Raw genomic sequence first — 20,246 nt, forward strand, 5'->3', positions numbered from 1 at the left:
CGGTGGACGCCGAAGGAGCCGTCGCGGTCGTCGGCCTGGCCTGCAGGTACCCCGGGGCGGAGGACGCCTCGGGGTACTGGGCGATGCTCCGGGACGGCGTGGAGGGGATCACCCGGTTCGACCCGTCCCGGCTGACCAGCGCGGGCGTGGACCCGCAACTGGTCGCACGGGACGACTACGTGGCGGCACGGGGCGTACTGGCCGGGGCCCGGGACTTCGACTGGCCGCTGTTCGGCTACAGCCGGGCCGAGGCCGCCACCATCGACCCGCAGCAGCGGGTCTTCCTGGAGTGCGCCTTCGCCGCGCTGGACGACGCCGGGATCGACCCGGCCCGCTTCCCCGGCTGGATCGGCGTCTACGCCGGCGCCGACGGGCCCGGCCCCGGACGGCACGACCAGCTCGACCCGCTGACCCGGATCATCGGCAACCACCAGGACTTCCTGACCTCGCGCGCCGCGTACAAACTGGGCCTGCGCGGCCCCGCGGTCACCGTGCAGACGGCGTGCTCGACCTCGCTCACCGCCGTGCACCTGGCGGTGCAGAGCCTGCTCGGCCACGAGAGCGACGCGGCGCTGGCCGGGGGCGTGTCGGTAGCGCCCCCCGGCGAGTGGGGCTACCTGTACCAGGAGGGCGGGATCCTCTCGCCGGACGGGCACTGCCGTCCGTTCGACGCCGAGGCCGCCGGCACCGTACCGGCCGAAGGCGTCGGTGTGGTCGTCCTCAAGCGCCTGCCCGACGCGCTGGCCGCCGGGGACCGGATCGCGGCGGTGATCCGCGGGTCCGCGCTGAACAACGACGGAAGCGACAAGATCGGCTACACCGCGCCGTCGGTCTCCGGCCAACGCGAGGTGATCAGGCTCGCGCAGGAGGTGGCCGGCGTCGATCCGGCGGACATCGGCTACGTCGAGGCGCACGGTACCGGCACCCGGCTCGGAGATCCGGTCGAGCTGCAGGCACTCACCGACGCCTTCGGGTCCGCGGCGGCCCCCGGCAGCTGCTGGATCGGCGCGGTCAAGGGCAACATCGGGCACACCGGGGCGGCGGCCGGCGTGGCCGGCCTGATCAAGACGGTGCTGATGCTGGAGCACGGCGCGCTCGTGCCCACCCTGCACTTCCGTACCCCGAACCCCTTGCTGCGCATCGACTCCACGCCCTTCCGGGTGAGTGCCGCGCACCGGCCCTGGCCGTCCCGCGGCACCCGGCTGGCCGCGGTCAGCTCGTTCGGGGTGGGCGGCACCAACGCGCACCTCGTCCTGTCCGACGCACCGCCGCGGGCCGGGTCGGCGCCCGACCGGAGGGACGGGCGGGCGCGGGTCTTCGCGCTCTCCGGCGCGTCCCCGGAGATGCTGGCGCGCCACCGGCAGGACCTGGCCGACCACTTGGGCACGGAGCAGGGCCCCGACGCCGACGCGGTGTGCCGCACCCTGGCCGGGCGCCGCCGGCTGGACCTGCGCCAGGCGGTCGTGGCGGCGACCTCGGAAGAAGCGGCGCGGCTGCTGCGTGCCGCGGGGGACCCGCCCGAGGGACGACGGCTGGACCGGGTGGCGTTCCTGCTGCCCGGACAGGGCACCCTCACCCATCCGGCCGGCGCCGCCGCGTACCGGCTGCTGCCGGGCTTCCGCAAGGCGTTCGACGAGATCGCCGGCGCCGCGTCCGGCCCGGACCTGACGCCCGTCGTCAGCGCGGACGGCACACCGCCGGACTGGTTCGCCGACACCGTGCACCAGCAGCTCGGCCTGTTCGCCCTCGGCTACGCGCTGGGCCGGCAGCTGCTCGACTGGGGGATACGGCCGACCGCCCTGCTGGGCAACAGCATCGGCGAGTACGCCGCCGCCGCCCTCGCCGGACTGTGGACGCCCGACCGGGCGGTCGCGCTGGTGCAGCGGCGGGCCGCGGCGATGGGCGCCACCGGGCCCGGCAGCATGGTCGTGGTCGACACCGACGCGGCGCAGCTCGCCCGGCTCGTCCCGGCCGGGGCGGAGGTGTCGATCGCCGTCGCCGGTCCTGACCGGACGGTGCTGTCCGGCAGCGCCGCCGGGATCGCCGGGATCCTCGCCGACCCGGCCGTCGCCGCCCTGTCGGTCCGTCAGCTGGACGTCCGGCACGCCTTCCACTCCGAGCTGATGGCACCGGCGGTCGGCGCGGTCCGGCAGGCCGCGGCCGGGGCGCCGACACAGGTCCCCACCATGCCGATGGTGTCCACCGTGACCGGTGGCTGGGCCGCCCCGGAGGAACTGCGCTCGGCGGACTACTGGGCCGACCAACTGCGCCGCACGGTGCGGCTGGACGACGCGTTCGGCACCCTGCTCGGCGCCGACTGCGACACCTTCCTGGAACTCGGGCCGGGAACCTCCATGGTCGGCGCGGGCCGCCGGCACCGGGACTGGCACCCGGGCCTCGCCACCGTGCCGATGCTCGGGCGGCCCGAGGAGGACGGCGAACGCGCGCTCCTGCGCGCGGTGGCGTCGCTCTGGGAACTGGGCGCGGACCTCGACCCGGACCTGGTGACCGGTACGGAGCGGCCGGTGCGCTGCGCGCTGCCCGGACGCCGCCCCGACCCGCGTGACCCGGACGCCCTCCCGGCCCCGGCGCAGCAGCCGACGCCGTCGACCGGTGCGCCGCCCCCCTCCGGTATGCCCTCGGTACGGGACGCAGTCGCCGCGCTGTGGTGCCGGGCGCTCGGCGTGCCCGCGGTCGCGGACCAGGACGACTTCTTCGCGCTCGGCGGCGAATCCCTGATGGCCGTTCAGTTCGTCAGCCGGGTACGGGCCGAGACCGGGTCGGCCGTCGCCGTCGCCGAGTTCACCGTCGCGCCCACCTTCGGCCGACTCGTCGGGCTGGTCGAACCGATCGGGCTGGTCGAACCGCAGGCGAAAACAGCTGCGCGGGACATTCCAGGCGTGGTGCGGCTGCGTCAGGGGGACTCCGGGCGACCGCTGTTCCTCGCCGCCGACGCCAGGGGCAGTGCCTCCAGCTATCGCGTGCTCGCCGAACTCCTGGACACCGGACGGCCCGTCATCGGCCTCGAACCGGTGGGTCCCCACCGCGGGATCGCCGAGCTCGCCCGCGGCCATGTGGACGCCCTGCTCCAGGTGCAACCGGACGGCCCCTACACGGTCGGCGGCTGGTCCTTCGGTGCCGCCGTGGCCCATGAGATGGCCATCCAGCTGACCGCACGCGGCGCGACCGTCGACCACCTGGTCCTCCTGGACGGGTATGTGCCCGACCGGCGCGGCCGGCTGGGCTTCCTGGCCGCCAACGCGCGGCTCCAGGCCGAGGTGGCCCTCGGCGTCGGCCGGGTCGGCCGTCCGCTGCGCGCCGACCCGGCCGCACGCCGCACCTTCGTGGCGGGCATCGGCGCACTGCTGCGCTACCGGGTCCGCCCGGTGCCCTGCCCGATGGCGCTGTTCGTGGCGGGCCCCGGCACTGCCGCGCGGCTGACCCGGGACCTCGGCGCGCTGTACCGGGACGTCCAGGTGACCGAAGTCGACGGCGACCACTGGTCGATGCTCGTCCGACCGCACGCCGGGGATCTCGCCGGCAAGGTCGGCGCACTGCTCCGCGCCACTCCGATCCCGACCGGGAGGTGAACGGATGGAATCAACCGAGTCCAGGTCCGTGAGCGAGCCCGTCGAGGCACCGCGCCCAGACGTCCCGCTGATCCGCAACGCCGCCTTCCAACTGCTCTGGGTCAGCCGGTTCGTCGCCGGGATCGGCAAGGAGGCCGCCGACGTCGCCTACCCCCTGCTGATCCTGGCCACCACCGGCTCCGCCGCCCTGGCCGGCGCGGTCGGCGCGACCGAGATCGCGGTGGCCGGCCTGGTCGCGATCATCGGCGGGAACCTCGCCGACCGGGTGGACCGCCGCACCCTGCTGCTCATCTGCGACGCGGCCAGGGTGATCATGCTGGCGCTGTTCGGCACCCTGGTGGCGACGCACCACGCCGACGACCCGGTGGTCTTCGCCGTCGTCGTCGGCGCCGGGTTCTTCCTCGGCATCTCCGACCCGCCCGCCGTGGCGGCGATCAAGCACCTGGTCCCGGCCTCCCAGCTCACCAGGGCGACCACGCAGAGCCAGATCCGGCCGCTGGGCGCCACCGTGGTCGGCTCGCCGCTGGGCAGTTCCCTGTTCGGCGTGGCGAGCGCGCTGCCGTTCCTGGCCACCGCGCTCAGCTTTGTGGTCTCGTCCGCGCTGCTGCTGTTCATCAAGAAGCCGATGCAGGCCGTGCGCACGGTCCACGGCCGGCCGCGCGGAACCGGCGAAGGGCTCCGGTTCCTGGTCCGCCAACCGGTCCTGCTCAGCTGGATGATCTGGATCATGGGCTCGAACATGGCGTTCAACCACGTCGGAGCCTTCCTGGCGCTGATCGCCACGGCCCGGGAACGGCACGCGTCCGGGTCCGAGATCGGGCTGATGCTGGGCATCGCCGGAAGCGGCGGACTGATCGGCGCGGCCCTCGCGACCTGGGCGATCCGGCGGCTCGCCCCATCGGCGATCTTCATGATCGCGGCGTGGTCCGGGCCGGTCGCGGCGGTACTGCTCACCTTCGTCCCCGGCACCGTGTCGCTCGGTGTCATCCTCGCCGCCGTCTTCGTCCGCGGTCCGGCGGTGAACGCGCTGTTCTTCGCCTACATCGCCGTACTGGTCCCGGACCGGCTGCAGGGCCAGGTGATCGGGGCGGTCACCGCGGTCGCCTACATCGCCCAACCGGTCGGGATCCTGGGCGTCGGGGCGATCTTCGACGCCGGCGGACCGCGCTGGGTCTTCGCGGTCATCGGCGTCGTCTCGGCGCTCGCCGCGCTGCCGACCCTGGGCCGTCACATCCGCAGGCTTCCCGCCCCGGACGACCTGGCCGAAGGCCCTGCCCCGGCCTGACCCGCCCCCTCATCTCCCATGGAATGGAGCCCCCTTCGATGTCACACCCCGTCAAGACCGAGCTCATCACCCGGCCAGGGCCCGATCCGCACACCGAGATCGCCCAGCTGCGGCAGCGGTGCCCGGTGCACCCGATCGACTTCCCCGCGGGCTCGCAGGCCTACCTGGTCGTCGACCACGAGACCGCGGTCCGGGCCTTCAACGACCCCCGGCTGAGCAAGGACATCAACAACGCGCCGGACTGGTTCCGTGACCAGGCCGTCGACAACAGCGCGGTGCTCTCCAGCAACATGATGGGCGCCGACCCGCCCGAGCACACCCGGCTGCGCAAGCTCGTCGGCCGCGCGTTCCTGCCGAGGCCGATGGAACGGCTGCGCCCCCGGATCCAGCAGATCACCGACGACCTCATCGACGCGTTCCCCGCATCGGGCGAACTGGACCTGCTCACCGCGTTCGCGTTCCCGCTGCCGCTGATGGTGATCTGCGAGTTCCTCGGCATCCGCTACCAGGACCGGGCCCTGTTCCAGCGCTGGGGCAATGTGCTGAGCCAGGACCCGGGCCGGGAGACCGAGGCGGAGACCCGGGCCCGACGGCTGGCGAACGACGAGGTCGACGACTACTTGACCGAGGTGCTCGCCGAACGCCGCGCCGAACCCCGTGACGACTTCATCGGCGACCTGGTCAAGCTGGCCGACGCCGAGGACGGGTACACCGACGCCGAGTTGGTCTCCACCATCATTTTCCTGATCATCGCCGGTCACAAGACCACGGCGAACCTGATCGGCAACGGTACCGAGGCGCTGCTGCGCCACCCCGACCAACTCGCCCTGCTGCGCGCGGAACCGGGCCTGGTCGACTCCGCCGTGGAGGAGTTCCTGCGCTACGAGGGCTCGGTGGACCGGGCGACGGTCCGGTTCGCGGCCCAGGACCTGTCCCTGGCGGGCGTGGACATCCCCCGAGGCAGCTTTGTGCACCTCTCGGTCCAGGCAGCCGGCCACGACCCGGCCATGTTCACCGACCCGGAGCGGCTCGACATCACCCGCTCACCCAACCGGCACATGGCCTTCGGCCACGGCGCGCACTTCTGCGCCGGTGCGCCGCTGGCCCGGCTGGAGGGCCAGGTGGCGTTCGCCACCCTGCTGCGGCGGCTGCCCGAACTGAGCCTCGCGGTCCCCGTCGAGGAGTTGGAATGGGTCGCCGACAGCTCCATCAGCCGTGGCCTGCTGAGCCTTCCGGTCCGGATGGCCGACAAACGCCCACGCTGACCGGCCGGAACACACCCTGCCGGTAGAGTCCGCCACGGACCCGGGCCGGCGTGAACCAAGGAAGCGAGACCCCTCTCTATGACGACGACTCAGGTTGCCCTGATCACCGGCGGTTCCAGCGGCATCGGCGCGGCGACCGCGCACAGGCTGCTCGACGCCGGACACCGCGTGGCCGTGACCGGTCGCAACGCCGATCGGCTCAAGCGGTTCGCGGACGAGGCCGACGCACCGGAGCGCCTGCTCACCATCGCCGGGGACGCCGCCGACCACATCGCGGTCGCGGACGCGGTGCAGGCGACCCTCCAGGCGTTCGGGCGCCTGGACACCGTGATCGCCAACGCCGGGTACGCCACCCACGACGCGCTCGACGAGGGTGATCCGGCCGGATGGCGGGACATGGTGCTGACCAACGTGCTCGGCCCCAGCCTGCTGATCCGGTCGTCGCTGGACGCCCTCAAGCAGAGCAAGGGCCGGATCGTGCTGATCGGCAGCGTCGCCGGCCTGGTGTACACCCCGGGCAACATCTACGGCGCCACGAAGTGGGCAGTCACCGGACTCGCCGAGAACACCCGCCGCATGGTCGCCGCGGACGGGATCGGCGTGACGCTGATTGCGCCCGGCCGGGTGGAGACCAACTTCTGGGAGGCGGCCGGCGGCGCGCCCGACGACGTCAACCTCACCGCCGACCAGATCGCCGAGGCGATCACCTGGGCCATCAACCAGCCGCACACCGTGGACGTGAACACCATCGTCGTCCGCCCCCGCGGCCAGGCCGTCTGAGTCGAGTCCCGCCCGCCCGGAGGCAGGACGGAGGTCTATGGGGTGCTGGTCCGGCAGGCGGGTCCGGCGGGCGGGCGGCTCAGCGGGCGGTGACCCGGCGGTGGTGGCTGCCCGCGAGTGCGAGCAGTTCGGCGGCGGTCCGGACCGGATCGGCCCCGGCGACGGTGGCCCGTCCCTTGGGCAGGTAGCGGACCCCGTCGATCTCGCAGACCAGCGGGCCCACCCCGGAGTCCCGCACCAGCGCCTCCCCCACCGGCGGGGGCCCGCCGAGGGCGCGGCGCTGCCCGGAGCGGGCCCACATCAACGGCTGGACCAGCACCGGCGCAGCCACCGCACCGCCCTCCGGCCGGAACAGCACCAGCACCGGGTAGCGCCAATGGCCGAGGTGGAAGTGGTCGTCGGCCGCGGCGGCGACGGCAAGGACGAGCAGCCCCCAGGTGCTGGTACCGAGCAGAGTGGCCGCCGCCCAACGGCGCGGCGAGCCGGAGAGCCGGTCGGGCCTGGCGCGCGGCGGCACGACCGGGGTGCGGGGCCGGTGCAGGTCGCCGTGGCGGGCGGCGGCGGCCAGGCTCCCGTAGCCGGTGTCCCGCGCCTCGGTCGGCCCGTCCACCTCGTCGGGGGCCGCGTCGTCGGGGGCCGCGTCGTCGGGGTCCGCCTGGGCGTCCGTTTCCGCAGGGGGCGGTTCGGGCGACAGAGCCGGCCCGGCCGCGCGCACCCGGCGCACCCGGCGGGCGGCGGGGGCTCAGCACCAGCGCCCCCCGCCCAGGCCGAGCAGGGCCAGGCCGCCGCCCGCGCCCGCGGCGGCCGGCACCACCACGGCCGGGTCCACGGGGGTGTTCTGCAGCGGCCACGGCAGGATCAGCGCGGTCATCCGCTCGCCGGGCCGGACCCCCGCGTCGGCGCAGGACGTGGCGTCCGAGTGCCCGTTGTCCCAGCGCAGCACGCAGGTGCCGGCGGCCCGGTCGACGCTGAACGCCTCCGCGGCGGTCCGGTGGCCGAGCAGCGTGACGTCCGCGGCAACCAGCGCCACCAGCGCGGCTCCGGCCAGGGCCAGCACCGCCCAGAGCGGCACGACCGGCAGCCGCCGGGCCAGCGGTCCCCGGGCGGCGGCTCGGGGACCGGCGACGGCGCGGGCGGAGAGCCAGTCGCCAAGGGTGGCCGAGTCGTAGCTGGTCAGCCCGAGAGGCAGCGGCATACCACCGGGTGGACGGTAGCGAAGCGTCACCCGCTCGACGCCGTTGCCGCCGGCGCCCCGCGGTGCCACGACGGCGTCCAGCGCCTTGCCGCCGCGCGGCACCCCCATGACCCTCCCGGTGCCGCTGTCGAGAAAGACCGGCACGCCGCCCAGCCGGGGGTCGCACAGCAGCCGGCCGCGTCGGCCGGCCAGCCTGGCCCGGAAGTGCACCGGCCGCCCGGCGGCCAACCCGAGCCGCCGCCGCGACGCCGCCCACCGAGCCAGCCCGGCGATCAGCACCGGGGCCAGGACCATCCCGACGATCTGTACGAGCACAGCGCCCTCCCCCGCAAACCCGCACCTCGTGGCGGTCGAGGCAGTCTAGGAGCCGCCCCCGCCCACCGAACCGAGGAGGGGTCGGCGAACCCCGCTCAGGCCCGGAGCAGGATCTTGCCGATGTGGGTGCTGGACTCCATCAGGCGGTGGGCCTCGGCGGCGTCCGCGAGGGGGAGGACGGTGTCGATGATCGGGCGGACGCGGCCGTTGTCGATCAGCGGCCAGACGTGCTCGCGCACTTCCGCGACGATCGCGGCCTTCTCGTCCAACGGGCGGGCGCGCAGGCTGGTGGAGACGATGGCGGCACGCTTGGCCATCAGCTTGGCGATGTTGAGCTCGGCCTGGACGCCGCCCTGCATACCGATGATGACGAGCCGTCCGTTGACGGCCAGCGCGTCCAGGTTGCGGTCCAGGTACTTGGCGCCCATCACGTCCAGGATCACGTCCGCGCCGTCCGGGCCGAGGGCCTCGACGAAGTCCTGCTCGCGGTAGTTGATCAGCACGTCCGCGCCCAGGGCTCGGCAGGCCTCCAGCTTCTCGGCGGAACCGGCGGTAACGGCGACCCGCGCGCCGATCGCCTTGCCCAGCTGGATCCCCATCGTCCCGATGCCACTGCTGCCGCCGTGCAGCAGCAGCGTCTCACCCGGCCGCAGGTGTACGGCCTGGAAGACGTTGGACCACACCGTCGCTGTGACCTCGGGGAGTGCGGCGGCGTCGACGAGGCCGACTCCCTTGGGGACGGGGAGCAGTTGGCCGGCCGGGACGGCGACCTTCTCGGCGTATCCGCCGCCCGACAGCAGGGCGCAGACCTCGTCGCCGACCGCCCATCCGCTCACACCGGCCCCGAGCGCGGCGATGCGGCCGGAGCATTCCAGCCCGGGGTACGGGGAGGCGCCGGGGGGCGGGTTGTAGAAGCCCTGCCGCTGCAGCACATCTGCCCGGTTGACGGCCGTGGCGGCCACCTCCACCAGGACCTCGCCCTCCCCGGGCAGCGGGTCGGGGACCTCGGCCAGGGTGAGGACTTCAGGACCGCCGGGCTCTTTGATCGTGATAGCTCGCATGCAGCCGACGCTACCCCCAGCGGGCCCGTCGAAAGCCGAAGCCGGGCGAGGCGCGTGGCCACGAGGCCACGGCCATTGCGGTTGGGCAACGATCGCCCGCCTGATGTGTCGACAATTCGGACACCGTACGAATCGGGGTCGCACGGCCCGCCTAGGATCCGGACCCTGGCTCTGGATCAAGAGCTTCGAGAAACGGCTCATGAATGTCACTCACCACCTTGAAGGCGGTAGCCCGGTGAGAATGCGCACCTCCCTCCCCGCGATGGCCGCCACCACGCTGTTGACCGCCGCCCTGGCGCTGCCGACAGCCACCGCGTACGCCGACCCGACCCCGACCCCGACTCCGACCCCCGCGGACGTCGTCGCCGCTCCACCGTGCCGGGGGAGTAAGACCGACGGCACCATGCTGGTCTTCGTCGATCCCCAGTTCTCATCCGGTCTGCTCACGTACGGCAACGAGACCGTGACCGCCACCGGAAAAGTCATGGTCCAGGAACCCGACGGAACCCTGGCCCCCTACGCGGGCCCGTGGACCGTCCGCGCTCAACTGAACGGGACCACCGGCAAGGAGACCGGCGGGAACGTGGCCGCCGACGGCAGTTTCACGGTGTCCGTTCCTGTGCAATGGTCGTCGGGCCATGAGCCGCTCACACTCGCGGCTGCCGTCAACCACATGTTCTTCTGCGGGCCTTCGATGTCGCCGGACCCGGTCTCCGAACCGACCCGGGTCGTGCTGGACCGCTCCAGCGTCGCGGACGTCGCCGCCTGGAAGTCCACCACCGTCTCCGGAATCCTGGAGTACCAGGCCCAGGACGGGATCTGGCGCCCCGCCGCCGGCCAGCCCCTCTCGCTCTTGGGTACGGACGTGGTGCAGTACGCCACCACGGGCAGCGACGGTCGCTTCTCGTTCACCCAGACCGTGGAGGACACGCCCACCCACTGGATCCTGGACGCGCGTGATGTCCCTGGCTGGGACCGCTATCTGACCGGCAGCTCCGCCGGCTTCGACGTCACCTCGATCCTCGACAGCGCCACGCTCCACCTGGCCTCGGCGAAGGTCGACGCCCACTCCCGGCTCTCCGTGTCCGTGAGCGCCGACAGCACCAACGCCACGGTGCCCGGCAACGTCCTGTACCTGCAGCAGTCCGCCAACGGCAGGACCAGCTGGACCACGGTGGAGCGCATCCCGGCGAAGCCGCTCCCGTACGGCCGTATTGTCACCCTGGCCGTCACCAACCCGCACGGCTACTGGCGGCTGTACTCACCGGCCGGGGCCCACTTCCCCGCCGTCTACAGCAACACGGTGCACACCGCGGTCAACGCGATGGAGCTGACCGGCGGCAGGCCGAACCACACCACGGTCCGGAGGAACAGCTCCGTCAGCTTCAGCGGCCACCTCTACCAGCAGGGCGCCACCGGCCCCTGGAACCCGGTCGCCCGCAGCTATGTGACCCTGCTCTTCCGCCCGCTGGGCCAGAAGACCTGGCAGTCACGGGGCCGGGTGCGGACCGACAGCCACGGTGCCTTCCGCATCAGCGGCAAGGCCACCACCGGCGGCACCTGGATGGTCGCCTGGTACACCCCCGACAGCTCCCACGTGGACACCCAGGGCCCGCAGACCTACGTCCACGCCTGACGGTAACCCCCGGGATCCGGGACCCCCTGCCGTGCCGGGACGGTATGTAGTCTGAACGGGGGTCTCGGGAACGGGAGGGCGCGTATGGGCGGCTGGGTGTGGCTGATCATTCCTGTGGTGCTGATCGGCGGGGGCCGGATCAGCGAGCTCGTCCAGAACGCGCTGAAGACCCGGCACGCGCGCAAGTTGGAGCTGATCAAGGCCAATGAGAAGCGGCAGCGGGCGCTGGAGGCGGCGAACCGGCCGCCCGAGCCGGTCTGCGGCTGCACGCACCATCTGGCCAAGCACGACCGGACCGGCCGCTGCCACGAGGTGGTGGAGGCCCCGACGGCCTGGGACTCCCAGCGCAAGCCGACCCAGTACGAGGCCCGGCCCTGCAACTGCCAGCAGTACATCGGCCCCGAGCCGCTGGGCACGATCTTCGCCCAGGAGATCGTGGACCCCGGCTGACACCGGCCGTACGGGCCGGGGTCAGGTCTCCTGGGGCTCCGCGCGGCGGATGGCGATGAGCCGGTCGGTGGCCTTGAGGACGGCGGCCTCGGGGTCGGTGTAGGCGAGCCTGCGGTTGCCCCGGACCACGCTGACCACCAGGTCGGCGCAGTCGCGCGGGCTGCGCCCGGCCTCGGCGGCGGTGACCGGCCGGTCGATCACATCCAGGCCGTTGCCGACCGTGAGCAGGTCGTCGAGGACCGCCCCGGAGTTCGGGCTGAGCGAGGACATCCCGAGCAGCCGCCCGGCCGAGCCGGAGCTGGTGACGACCACGCTCGCCCCGCTCTGCCGCAGCAGCGGGGCGTTCTCGTCCTCCCGCACCGCGACCACGACCACGGCGTGCTTGTTGAGTTGACGGGCCGTCAGGGTGACCAGCACGGCGGTGTCGTCGCGCTGGGTGCCGATGATGACCTGCGCCGCCCGTCCGATCTCGGCGCGGCGCAGCACCTCGGTGCGGGTGGCGTCGCCGAGGATGCCGACCAGCCCGTCCTCGTTGGCGGTCTCGACCGACTTGGGCAGCGGGTCGACCACCACGATCCGGTCCTTGCTGACGCCCTTGAGCAGCAGCGTCGCCACCGCGTGGCGCCCCTTGGTGCCGTAGCCGACGACCACCACATGTCCGTCCAACTCGGCTCTCCAGTGCTTGATCCGCCACAGTCGGCGGGTGCGGGTGGTCAGCACTTCCAGGGTGGTGCCGACCAGGATGATCAGGAACACCACCCGCAGCGGGGTGATCAGCAGGATGTTGACCAGCCGGGCGCCGTCGCTGAACGGGGTGATGTCGCCGTAGCCGGTGGTGGAGAGGGTGACCGTGGCGTAGTAGGCGGAGCCCAGCAGGTCGAGGTGGTCGTGGGCGTTGTCGTGGTAGCCGTCGCGGCCGAGGTAGACCACGGCGATGGTGGCCGCCATCACCAGCAGCGCGAGCACGACCCGGCGGCCGACCTGCTTCAGCGGGGCGGCATCGGCCGCGGGCAGCAGGATCTGGTGCAGCGCGGCCTCGTCGGGGAGTTGCCCCCACCTGCGGCTGCGGGCCCGCCCGCGCCGGTCGCGCCGGTCGCGCCGGTCCGTCAAGTCGCGCCGGTCGCTCCGGTCGTCCCGGCTCATCCGGCGGGCACCTCGAGGACCTCCACCCGGGCCCCGGCCGGAACCCCGCCGGGCGGCACCACGGCCAGGCCCTCAGCCAGCGCCAGGCCGCGCAGCATCGCCGGGCCGTCGAAGGCCAGCGGCAGCACCCCGCGCTCGGGCAGCACCACCGGCAGCAGCCGGGTGTCCTGCGGGTGGCCCGGCAGCGCGACCGCCGCCTCGACCAGGTACGGCGCACCGGCGGACTGCCCGGCCAGCGCCCGCAGCAGCGGCTCGGCGAGGGTGACCGCACCGGCGACGGCGGCCAGCGGATTGCCGGGCAGGCCGACCACATGGCGTGCCCGCACGCCCGGTTCGGCGGGCAGCACGGCCAGCAGCATCGGATGGCCCGGGCGTACCCGCACCCCGTCCACCAGCAGTCTCGCGCCGGCCTCGGCCAGGGCCAGGTGCAGGAAGTCGACCGGTCCCGCCGCGGTGCCGCCGGTGGTGACGACCACGTCGGCGGGGCTGTGCAGCAGCGCGTCCCTGAGCAGGCCCAGGTCGTCGCCGACCCGGCGCACCGTGCCGACCCGTGCGCCGTAGGCCCGCAGCCAGGACGGCAGCAGCGGACCGAGGGCGTCCCTGGTCCGGCCGTCCCCGGGCAGCCCGGCGTCCAGCAGTTCGTCGCCCAGGACCAGCAGTTCGACCACCGGGCGGCGGTGCACCGGGAGCAGGTCGCAGCCGGCCGCGGCGGCGAGGCCGGCCACCGCGGGGGTGACCGGGGTGCCGGGCGGCAGCAGCGGTTCGCCGGTGCGGCACTCCTGGCCGCGCGGGCGGATGTCCCGGCCCTGGTCCAGCGGGGTGGCGCCGTGGTCGTGCAGCAGCTCTCTGCCGGAGCCGCCGCGGATCCGACCGTCCTCGCTGCGGAGCACGGCGGTGGCGCCGGGCGGGAGTTGGGCCCCGGTGGCGATCCGGACCGCGGTGCCGTCGGCGAGGGCGCCCGCGCCGTCCGGTGCCGCTCCGGCGAGGATGCCCTCGGCGGAGCGGTCCGCGCGGATCAGCCAGGGGCCGGGACCGGAGACGGCCCAGCCGTCCATCGCCGAGGTGTCGAAGGCCGGCAGGTCGGTGAGCGCCTCCAACGCGGCGGCGAGCACACCACCCACGGCGTCCGCGAGCGGCACACGCACCGGCGCCAGCGGCGCCCCACCAGCGTGCGCGGCCCGCGCACGCGCCTGCGCCCAGGACATGGGCGCGGCGTGCGGAGCAGTCTGCGCTCCCTCCGCGCCCGCCCCCTCCGCCGCGGCGTAGTCATACGGCCCCCCGCCGCTGTCGGCCCCCGCGCGCCCCGACGCACGCGGGCGCGGAGGCTCGGGGACGGACGGCGGCTCCGGCGCGGCGTAGTCGAACGGTGCGTCAGCAGCCGCCTCCGCCACGGGCACCGGCCCCACCCCGACCGTGGCTGAGGCGGAGTCGGCAGTCACCGTCACCGTCGCGCCGGCGGACCGGAGCAGGTACGGGTACGCGCCCAGCAGGTCGCCGTCGTCCTCCCCCCGGCCGCCGCTCACCCCGGCTCCTCGGCGGTCCAGCGGGCCGCCAAGGCGGCGATCTTGCGGTTGCCCTCGGCCACGGCCTCGGCACCACCGCCGGACAGGCCGGCCGCGTAGCCGACCAGAAAAGCCGTCAGCGGCGCGGCGGGACGGGCCACCCCGTGGGCGACGTCCCTGGTCATGTCGAGCAGGCCGGGCACATCGACGTCCAGGTCGATACCCAGCTCGGACTTCGCAGCGGTGATCCAGTCATCCAGCACAGGTCCATCGTCCCTGATCCCCGCGCCGGGAGCGCGCAAGGGGAGCTTTGCGCCTCGTGTCACGCCCCGGCCTCCGCCTCGGCGCGGGCTCGTGCGTCGGCCAGGTCGTCCCAGGTGTCGCAGTCCAGCGAGGCCCCCGCCGGGTCCGGCAGCCGCCGGGTGGCCAGCCCGCCGACCAGGCGGCGCAGTGGCAGACCGGACGCGTCGCCGTCCCGGTCCGCCACCAGCGCGGCCAGGGCCGCCCGCAGCGGCGCGGCGCGGTAGGCGGCGGCCAGCGGCTGGTCCCGTCCCCCGGCGTCGACCAGCACGGCGGCGTCCGCGGCGGGGTCCTCGGCCAGGGCGGTGACCAGTGCCTCCGCCGTCGCGGCGGAGAAGAACGGCAGATCGGCTGCGAGCAGCAGCACCGTCCCTGCGGTGACCTGCGGCAATGCCGCCGCCACCGCTGCCACCGGGCCGCCGCCCGGCGGCTGTTCGCGGACCTGCCGCACCGGCAGCGCCGTGACCCGCTCCGGCCCGACCACGATCACGCCGCGCGCGCCCGCACAGCCGGCCAGCACCCGGTCGAGCAGCGGCACCCCGCCGACCGTCAGCGCGGGCTTGTCCGTCCCCCCGCCGAGCCGCCGGGCCGCACCGCCGGCGAGCACCACCGCGTCGTAGACCTCATCCATGCGGCCAGTACATCAGAGCTGGTGCTCGGCGAGGATGTCGCCGACCTCCTGCTCGTACGCCGGGGCCGGGCCGAGGAACAGCTCCAGGTGCTTGGCCCAGGCGTGGTAGCGGTGCAGCGGGTAGTCGAGGTCCGCGCCCATGCCGCCGTGCAGGTGCTGCGCGGTGGCGGCGATGCCGCGCACGCCCTCCGCCGACCAGACCTTGGCGGTGGCCAGGTCGGCCGCCAGCGGGATCCGTCCAGGCTCCTCGGCCACCCCGGCCTCGGCGAGGCCGATCCGCCAGGCGGCCTGCCAGAGCGTCACCTCCATCGCCCGCAGGTCGACGTACCGGTCGGCGGCCTGCATCGCCACCGCCTGGAAGGTGGCGACCGGGTGGCCGAACTGCTCCCGCTTGCCGGTGTAGTCGGCGGTGATCCGCAGGATCTGCTCGCCGAGGCCCAGGCACAGCGCGGCGTTGCCGACGATCAGCAGTCCGCGCAGGTGCAGCCAGTTGGCGCCGTCCGGCGCGGGCTCGCCCAGCACGGCGGCGGCCTCCACCCGGGCGCCGTCGAAGACCATCTCGGCGGCCGGTTCGCCGTGCGCGGTGACCTGGCGGCGCAGTTCGACGCCGGGCCCGTGCGGGTCGACCAGCAGCAGCAGGGTGCCCAGGTCGCTGCGGGCGGGGACGACGATCCGGTCCATCAGCGGGGCGTAGGGGACGGCGGTCTGCGTCCCGTGCAGCAGCCAGCCGCCGTCCGGACCCGGCCCGGCCTCGGCGCGTACCGCCTGGTCGGCGGGCTCGTGCCCGGTACGGCCGTGCGGGGCGACGCCGAGCAGCAGCCGCCCGGCGGCGACCTCCGGCAGCAGCCGGCGGCGCTGCTCGGCGCTGCCGTAGCGCTGGACGGCCAGGGCGGCGGCGCCGGTCTCCAGCAGCGGCACCCGGGCCAGCACCCGGGCCGCCTCGCGCAGCACCAGGCACCAGGCGACCGGGTCGAGCCCGGAGCCGCCGTACTCCTCGGCCAGGGCCAGGCCGGTCAGGTCGGACTTGGCGAGGCGCTGCCACAGTTCGCGGTCGATGTCCTCGGCGACCGGCTCATTGCTGACGGCGGGGCTGGGCACGCCGTCCACCGCCACGTCGGCGAGGGCCGCGCGAGCGGCCTCGGCTGCGGCCTGCTGCTCCTCGGTGAAGGTGAAGTCCACGGCTTGCCCTTCCTCTGACCGGATGTGACGAGACGTCAGATTAGAACGGGTTCTAGTAGATGGGAAGGGGCGCGCCTGCCGCCGCACATTCCGGCAAATCGCCTATTCCGGGCAATGGTCGACTCCCGCTGTCACAAGCCCCACCGGGTCAGTACCGTTCGGGGCGGACAGGGACACACAGCACCACGACAGCGAGCGAGCGGGTAGGCGTGTCAGAACAACCTCAGCCGGACACCTCCATACCCGGCCTCGCCCTGCCCGCTCAGGCCGCCCTGCCCGCTCAGGCCGCCCTGCCCGAGCAGCCGGCCGAGCCCGAGCATCAGGACGTGCCCGCCCAGCAGCGCTGGTCGCTCCCGTCCCGGATGGTGCTGGCCGGCGCCGCCGCCGTCCTCCTCCTCGCCACCTGCTGGCACCTCGGCACGGTGTTCCTGGCCATTGCGCCCGGCAATCCGGCGTCCCACCGCTACAGCGCGCAGATCTCCGCCCATGTCTATCCGGAGTTCGAGCAGAACTGGCAGCTCTTCGCGCCGAACCCGCTGCAGGACAACATCGCGGTCCAGGCCCGGGTGCAGACCCTCACCGCCGAGGGCGGCCACCCCCAGTCCGGCTGGACCAACCTCACCGCGCACGACATCGCCGCGGTCCGCGGCGACCTCGCCCCCAGCCATGTGGACCAGAACCAGCTGCGCCGCGCCTGGGACTACTTCTCCACCTGGCACAGCCTGCCGAGCGAGGACTCCCTGGGCAGCGGCGGCCCGCTGTCCAAGGAGTACCTCAAGCGGATCGCCCTGCAGCGGATCGGCCGCGACTGGGACGGCAGCCCGGTCAACCAGATCCAGTTCCGGATCGCCACCACCCCGGTGGCCGGACCGGCCTGGACCCAGGCCCAGCTGAAGCCGAAGACCACCTACCAGACCCTCCAGTGGTGGGTCGTCGGCGACGAGGACTACACGGGGCTGCTGCCATGACCACACCGACCACACCCGCACCCACCGCAGCCGCACAGTCGACGCCCGTTCCGCTCCCGGAACGCCTCGGCGCCGCGGCCCGCAGCGGCTGGGCCGCCGCCACCTCCCGGACGCTGGCCCCGTACCAGGCCGCCGTGGTCCGGATCGGATTCGCCCTCTGCTTCGGCGGCTTCCTGCTGCGCGAGTGGCCGCACCGCCGGGTGCTGTACGGGGACCGCTCCCCCTGGAGCCTGGACCTGGCCCGGCAGATGCTGGCCGGCAACCACGCCTTCACGGTGCTGGCCTGGTCCGACAACCGCTGGTGGTTCGAACTGGTCTATACGCTGGCGATCCTGGTGAGCGCCCTGCTGCTGCTCGGCTGGCGTACCCGGACCATGTCCGTGCTGTTCCTGGTCTGCGTGCTGTCCATCCAGAACCGCAGCGTGCTGGTCGGCGACGGCGGCGACAACGTCATCCACCTGATGGCGATCTACCTGGCCTTCACCCGCTGCGGCGCGGTCTGGTCGCTGGACGCCCGCCGACGCCGCCTGCGCGGCGAGGAGGCGGCCGAGGGCGGCGGCGTCGCGCTGTGGGCGGTGCTGGGACTGCTGCTGGCGGTCGTGCAGTTCTCCGGGCTGGTCGACACCCGGGGCATGCTCGACCCCGGGCTGTACTCCTGGAGCACCGTCTTCTGGTGCTTCTGGCTGCTCAGCGGCCTGTGGTGGTACCTCGGCCGACGCGATCCGGAGGGCGAACCGCGGGCCCTGCTGGACACCCTCGGCGACATGCTGCACAACTGCGCGATGCTGGTGGTGGCGGTGGAGGTCTGCTTCATCTACGCCACGGCCGGCTGGTACAAGATCCAGGGCTCGCTGTGGCAGGGCGGCACCGCGCTCTACTTCCCGCTGCACCTCGACTACTTCAACCCCTGGCCCGCGCTCTCCCAGCAGATGGGCGCGCATCCGCTGATCGTCTTCGCGCTCAGCTACGGCACGGTGATCGTCCAGGTGGCCTTCCCGTTCGTGGTCTTCAACCGGCGGATCAAGAACGTGCTGCTGGTGCTGATGATGATCGAGCACGCGGCCATCGCGTTCATCCTCGGCCTGCCGTTCTTCTCGCTGGCGATGATCTCCGCGGACGCGGTGTTCCTGCCGACCTCGTTCCTGCGGTGGGCGGGGGCTGGGGTGGCGCAACTCGCCACCCTCGCGCGCGACTCTTTCACGCGCCGTATACAAACTGCGCGCTCCCCCAACCGGGTGACCTCAGTCTGACAATCGCGTTTGGCATGACGTCAGCACCACCTCACTGAGAGGAACGTCATGTTCCGCACCGAAAAACCGACCCTGACCCACTCCGCCTTCCCGGTCACCGGACAGCCGATCCGCGTGGTCATGATCGACGGCGAGCCCTGGTTCGCCACGACGGACGTCTGCCGGATCCTGGGCCGGACCAACCCGAGCGAGGCTGCCAAAATGCTCAAGGGGCACCAGACGCAGACCTTGGACATGCGGACCGTAGATCTAAGTTCAACCGAGACCTACGAGGAAACCGCAGGTCGGAATGCCTATGGAAGGGGGAATCCCACCCTCAACCTGGTCAGCGAGAGCGGGCTGTACACCCTGGTCATGCGCTCCAGGAAGCCTTCTGCCGAGCCCTTCCAGCAGTGGGTCACCGCCGAACTGCTCCCCTCCCTCCGTCGTGGAGACATCAACATCGAGGCCGAGCGCCTGCGCATGGCCGACGTCCTCACCGGGGCGGTCGAGCACCGGCCCGTCGACCTCCTCTCCCAGGTCGACGGCATCCAGGAGGGTGACTTCCGCGTCCTCGCCGACGGCGCGGTTCACTGCCTGCACGGACGTACGGATGTCTTCGTGCCCAAGCGCGAAGAGAACAGCGGGCCGTACTTCCGCTGCCCCGAGCTGCGACGGGTCGGGATCCGGGGCAGCAAGGGCATCCGCCCCTGCGGCAGCATCCGCTTCGTGGACGTGGTCCGCCGCCTCGCCGCTCCGCGCGAGCCCGAGACCCCCGCCGCCGCGGCCACGCCGCCCACCGGGCCGGGGCTGATGTCACTGAACATCGGCAAAGCCCGGGTGCACGGCACCGCCCAGGAGATCGCCGGACTACTCCGGGAGCTCGGCATCGCCGTTGCGTGACCCCGGCCCGGACCCCCAGTGGAACAGGCCCATCCCGACGCTCGTCGCCAGGTTGAAGCTGGACACCTGCGGCCGCATCGGGATGGCCACGAGCCGTGTCGCCCGGGCACGCAACTCGGCCGACAGGCCGTGCCGTTCGGAGCCGAAGGCGAGCAGCGTCGCGTCCGGGAAGGTGATCCCCCGGATGTCCTCGCCCTCCGGGTCCAGGGCGTACAGCGGTCCACCGCCCGGTAGTTGATCGACCGTCAACTGCTCGACCACAGTGGCAAAGTGGAGGCCGGCCCCGGCCCTGACCACGGTCGGGTGCCAGGGGTCGGCGTCTCCGGTGGTGACCACGCCGGTCGCGCCGAAGCCGGCCGCGAGGCGGACCACGGCACCGATGTTGCCGAGGTTGCGGGGGTTGTCCAGGACCACCACCGGGGCCCGGCGCGGCTGCGCCGCCAGCGCGGCGAGGTTGGCCGCGCGGTCCGGCCTGGCGGCGAGGGCGGCGATGCCGGTGGGGTGGATCCGCGGCACGAGCTGTTTCAGCGCCTCGGCCGGGACCTGCACCGCCAGCGCGTCGATCCGGTCGGCGACATCGGGGGCGAGCTCCCTGGCCAGCGCCGCGACGGCGGCCCGGTCGCTGGTCAGCACCAGCTCCACCGCGGCGTCGAAGCGCAGCGCGTGCTTCAGCGCGTGGAAGCCGTCGAGCAGCACGCTGCCCGGCGCCGCCCCGCGCCACCGCCGCACCACCACCGCGTCAAGGAGTTCCTGGTCCACCCCCCGACCATACGCGCGGCGCGGCGCGACGCGACGCGGCCCGCCGCCCCCGCCA

Annotated in this window: 16 protein-coding genes and 1 pseudogene; 9 read left to right on the forward strand and 8 right to left on the reverse strand. The window is 73.6% G+C overall.

The genetic code is table 11. The annotated features are described in order from the left end of the window. The first annotated feature begins 2 nt into the window (after positions 1 to 2). The 4 genes from ACEZDG_RS13410 (at position 3) to ACEZDG_RS13425 (ending at position 6,920) form a co-directional block, all read left to right on the forward strand. Positions 3 to 3,590, forward strand: a complete 3,588-nt coding sequence (locus tag ACEZDG_RS13410; protein WP_380507608.1) for a type I polyketide synthase — start codon at positions 3 to 5, stop codon at positions 3,588 to 3,590. A 28-nt stretch (positions 3,591 to 3,618) separates the two neighbouring features. Further along, positions 3,619 to 4,875, forward strand: a complete 1,257-nt coding sequence (locus ACEZDG_RS13415) for an MFS transporter (RefSeq protein ID WP_380507611.1) — start codon at positions 3,619 to 3,621, stop codon at positions 4,873 to 4,875. A gap of 38 nt (positions 4,876 to 4,913) precedes the next feature. Continuing rightward, positions 4,914 to 6,140, forward strand: a complete 1,227-nt coding sequence (locus ACEZDG_RS13420; protein WP_380507614.1) for a cytochrome P450 family protein — start codon at positions 4,914 to 4,916, stop codon at positions 6,138 to 6,140. 78 nt (positions 6,141 to 6,218) lie between these two features. Further along, positions 6,219 to 6,920, forward strand: a complete 702-nt coding sequence (locus ACEZDG_RS13425) for an SDR family oxidoreductase (RefSeq protein WP_380507616.1) — start codon at positions 6,219 to 6,221, stop codon at positions 6,918 to 6,920. A 79-nt stretch (positions 6,921 to 6,999) separates the two neighbouring features. Here ACEZDG_RS13425 and ACEZDG_RS13430 read toward each other — a convergent pair whose 3' ends face one another. The 3 genes from ACEZDG_RS13430 to ACEZDG_RS13440 all read right to left on the reverse strand — a co-directional run bounded on the left by ACEZDG_RS13430 (position 7,000) and on the right by ACEZDG_RS13440 (position 9,491). Next, on the reverse strand, positions 7,000 to 7,635 hold the full coding sequence (locus ACEZDG_RS13430; RefSeq protein WP_380507619.1) for a hypothetical protein: 636 nt from the start codon (positions 7,633 to 7,635) through the stop codon (positions 7,000 to 7,002). 27 nt (positions 7,636 to 7,662) lie between these two features. After that, complete coding sequence (locus ACEZDG_RS13435; protein WP_380507623.1) at positions 7,663 to 8,430, reverse strand: hypothetical protein; 768 nt, start codon at positions 8,428 to 8,430, stop codon at positions 7,663 to 7,665. A gap of 95 nt (positions 8,431 to 8,525) precedes the next feature. Then, positions 8,526 to 9,491 (reverse strand): NAD(P)H-quinone oxidoreductase, encoded by a 966-nt coding sequence (locus tag ACEZDG_RS13440; RefSeq protein ID WP_380507626.1) that lies wholly within the window; start codon positions 9,489 to 9,491, stop codon positions 8,526 to 8,528. 241 nt (positions 9,492 to 9,732) lie between these two features. Between ACEZDG_RS13440 and ACEZDG_RS13445 the strand changes: the two genes are divergently transcribed. After that, positions 9,733 to 11,127, forward strand: a complete 1,395-nt coding sequence (locus ACEZDG_RS13445; RefSeq protein WP_380507629.1) for a hypothetical protein — start codon at positions 9,733 to 9,735, stop codon at positions 11,125 to 11,127. Positions 11,128 to 11,211: 84 nt separating this feature from the next. Continuing rightward, positions 11,212 to 11,577 (forward strand): hypothetical protein, encoded by a 366-nt coding sequence (locus tag ACEZDG_RS13450; RefSeq protein ID WP_380507632.1) that lies wholly within the window; start codon positions 11,212 to 11,214, stop codon positions 11,575 to 11,577. A gap of 21 nt (positions 11,578 to 11,598) precedes the next feature. On the opposite strand, the gene ACEZDG_RS13455 is transcribed toward ACEZDG_RS13450, so the two are convergent. The 4 genes and pseudogenes from ACEZDG_RS13455 to ACEZDG_RS13470 form a co-directional block, all read right to left on the reverse strand. After that, a complete protein-coding gene (locus tag ACEZDG_RS13455; protein WP_380507635.1) occupies positions 11,599 to 12,720 on the reverse strand; it encodes a potassium channel family protein in 1,122 nt (373 codons plus the stop codon). Then, complete coding sequence (locus ACEZDG_RS13460; protein ID WP_380508530.1) at positions 12,717 to 13,925, reverse strand: molybdopterin molybdotransferase MoeA; 1,209 nt, start codon at positions 13,923 to 13,925, stop codon at positions 12,717 to 12,719. The genes ACEZDG_RS13455 and ACEZDG_RS13460 overlap by 4 nt, the downstream gene beginning before the upstream one ends. Positions 13,926 to 14,239: 314 nt before the next feature. Beyond that, positions 14,240 to 15,153 (reverse strand): annotated as a pseudogene (locus ACEZDG_RS13465) (NTP transferase domain-containing protein). 12 nt (positions 15,154 to 15,165) lie between these two features. Beyond that, positions 15,166 to 16,332 carry an acyl-CoA dehydrogenase family protein gene (locus ACEZDG_RS13470; RefSeq protein ID WP_380507638.1) on the reverse strand — a complete coding sequence of 389 codons (1,167 nt, stop codon included), beginning with the start codon at positions 16,330 to 16,332 and terminating at the stop codon, positions 15,166 to 15,168. 209 nt (positions 16,333 to 16,541) lie between these two features. On the opposite strand from ACEZDG_RS13470, the gene ACEZDG_RS13475 reads away from it, so the two are divergent. The 3 genes from ACEZDG_RS13475 to ACEZDG_RS13485 are packed head-to-tail and all read left to right on the forward strand — an operon-like array spanning position 16,542 to position 19,432. Next, on the forward strand, positions 16,542 to 17,300 hold the full coding sequence (locus ACEZDG_RS13475) for a DUF5819 family protein (RefSeq protein ID WP_380507641.1): 759 nt from the start codon (positions 16,542 to 16,544) through the stop codon (positions 17,298 to 17,300). Next, complete coding sequence (locus ACEZDG_RS13480) at positions 17,297 to 18,550, forward strand: HTTM domain-containing protein (protein ID WP_380507644.1); 1,254 nt, start codon at positions 17,297 to 17,299, stop codon at positions 18,548 to 18,550. Before ACEZDG_RS13475 ends, ACEZDG_RS13480 begins: the two co-directional genes overlap by 4 nt. Before the next feature lie 48 nt (positions 18,551 to 18,598). After that, positions 18,599 to 19,432, forward strand: a complete 834-nt coding sequence (locus ACEZDG_RS13485) for a BRO-N domain-containing protein (RefSeq protein ID WP_380507647.1) — start codon at positions 18,599 to 18,601, stop codon at positions 19,430 to 19,432. Here the strand turns inward: ACEZDG_RS13485 and ACEZDG_RS13490 are convergent. After that, entirely contained in the window at positions 19,400 to 20,191 is a 792-nt protein-coding gene (locus ACEZDG_RS13490; RefSeq protein ID WP_380507650.1) for a TrmH family RNA methyltransferase, read from the reverse strand. The two genes, ACEZDG_RS13485 and ACEZDG_RS13490, sit on opposite strands and share 33 nt — an antisense overlap. Positions 20,192 to 20,246 lie beyond the last annotated feature (55 nt).

Origin of the sequence: Streptacidiphilus alkalitolerans, from assembly GCF_042511045.1 — a bacterium.
Classification (GTDB): Bacteria; Actinomycetota; Actinomycetes; order Streptomycetales; family Streptomycetaceae; genus Streptacidiphilus; species Streptacidiphilus alkalitolerans.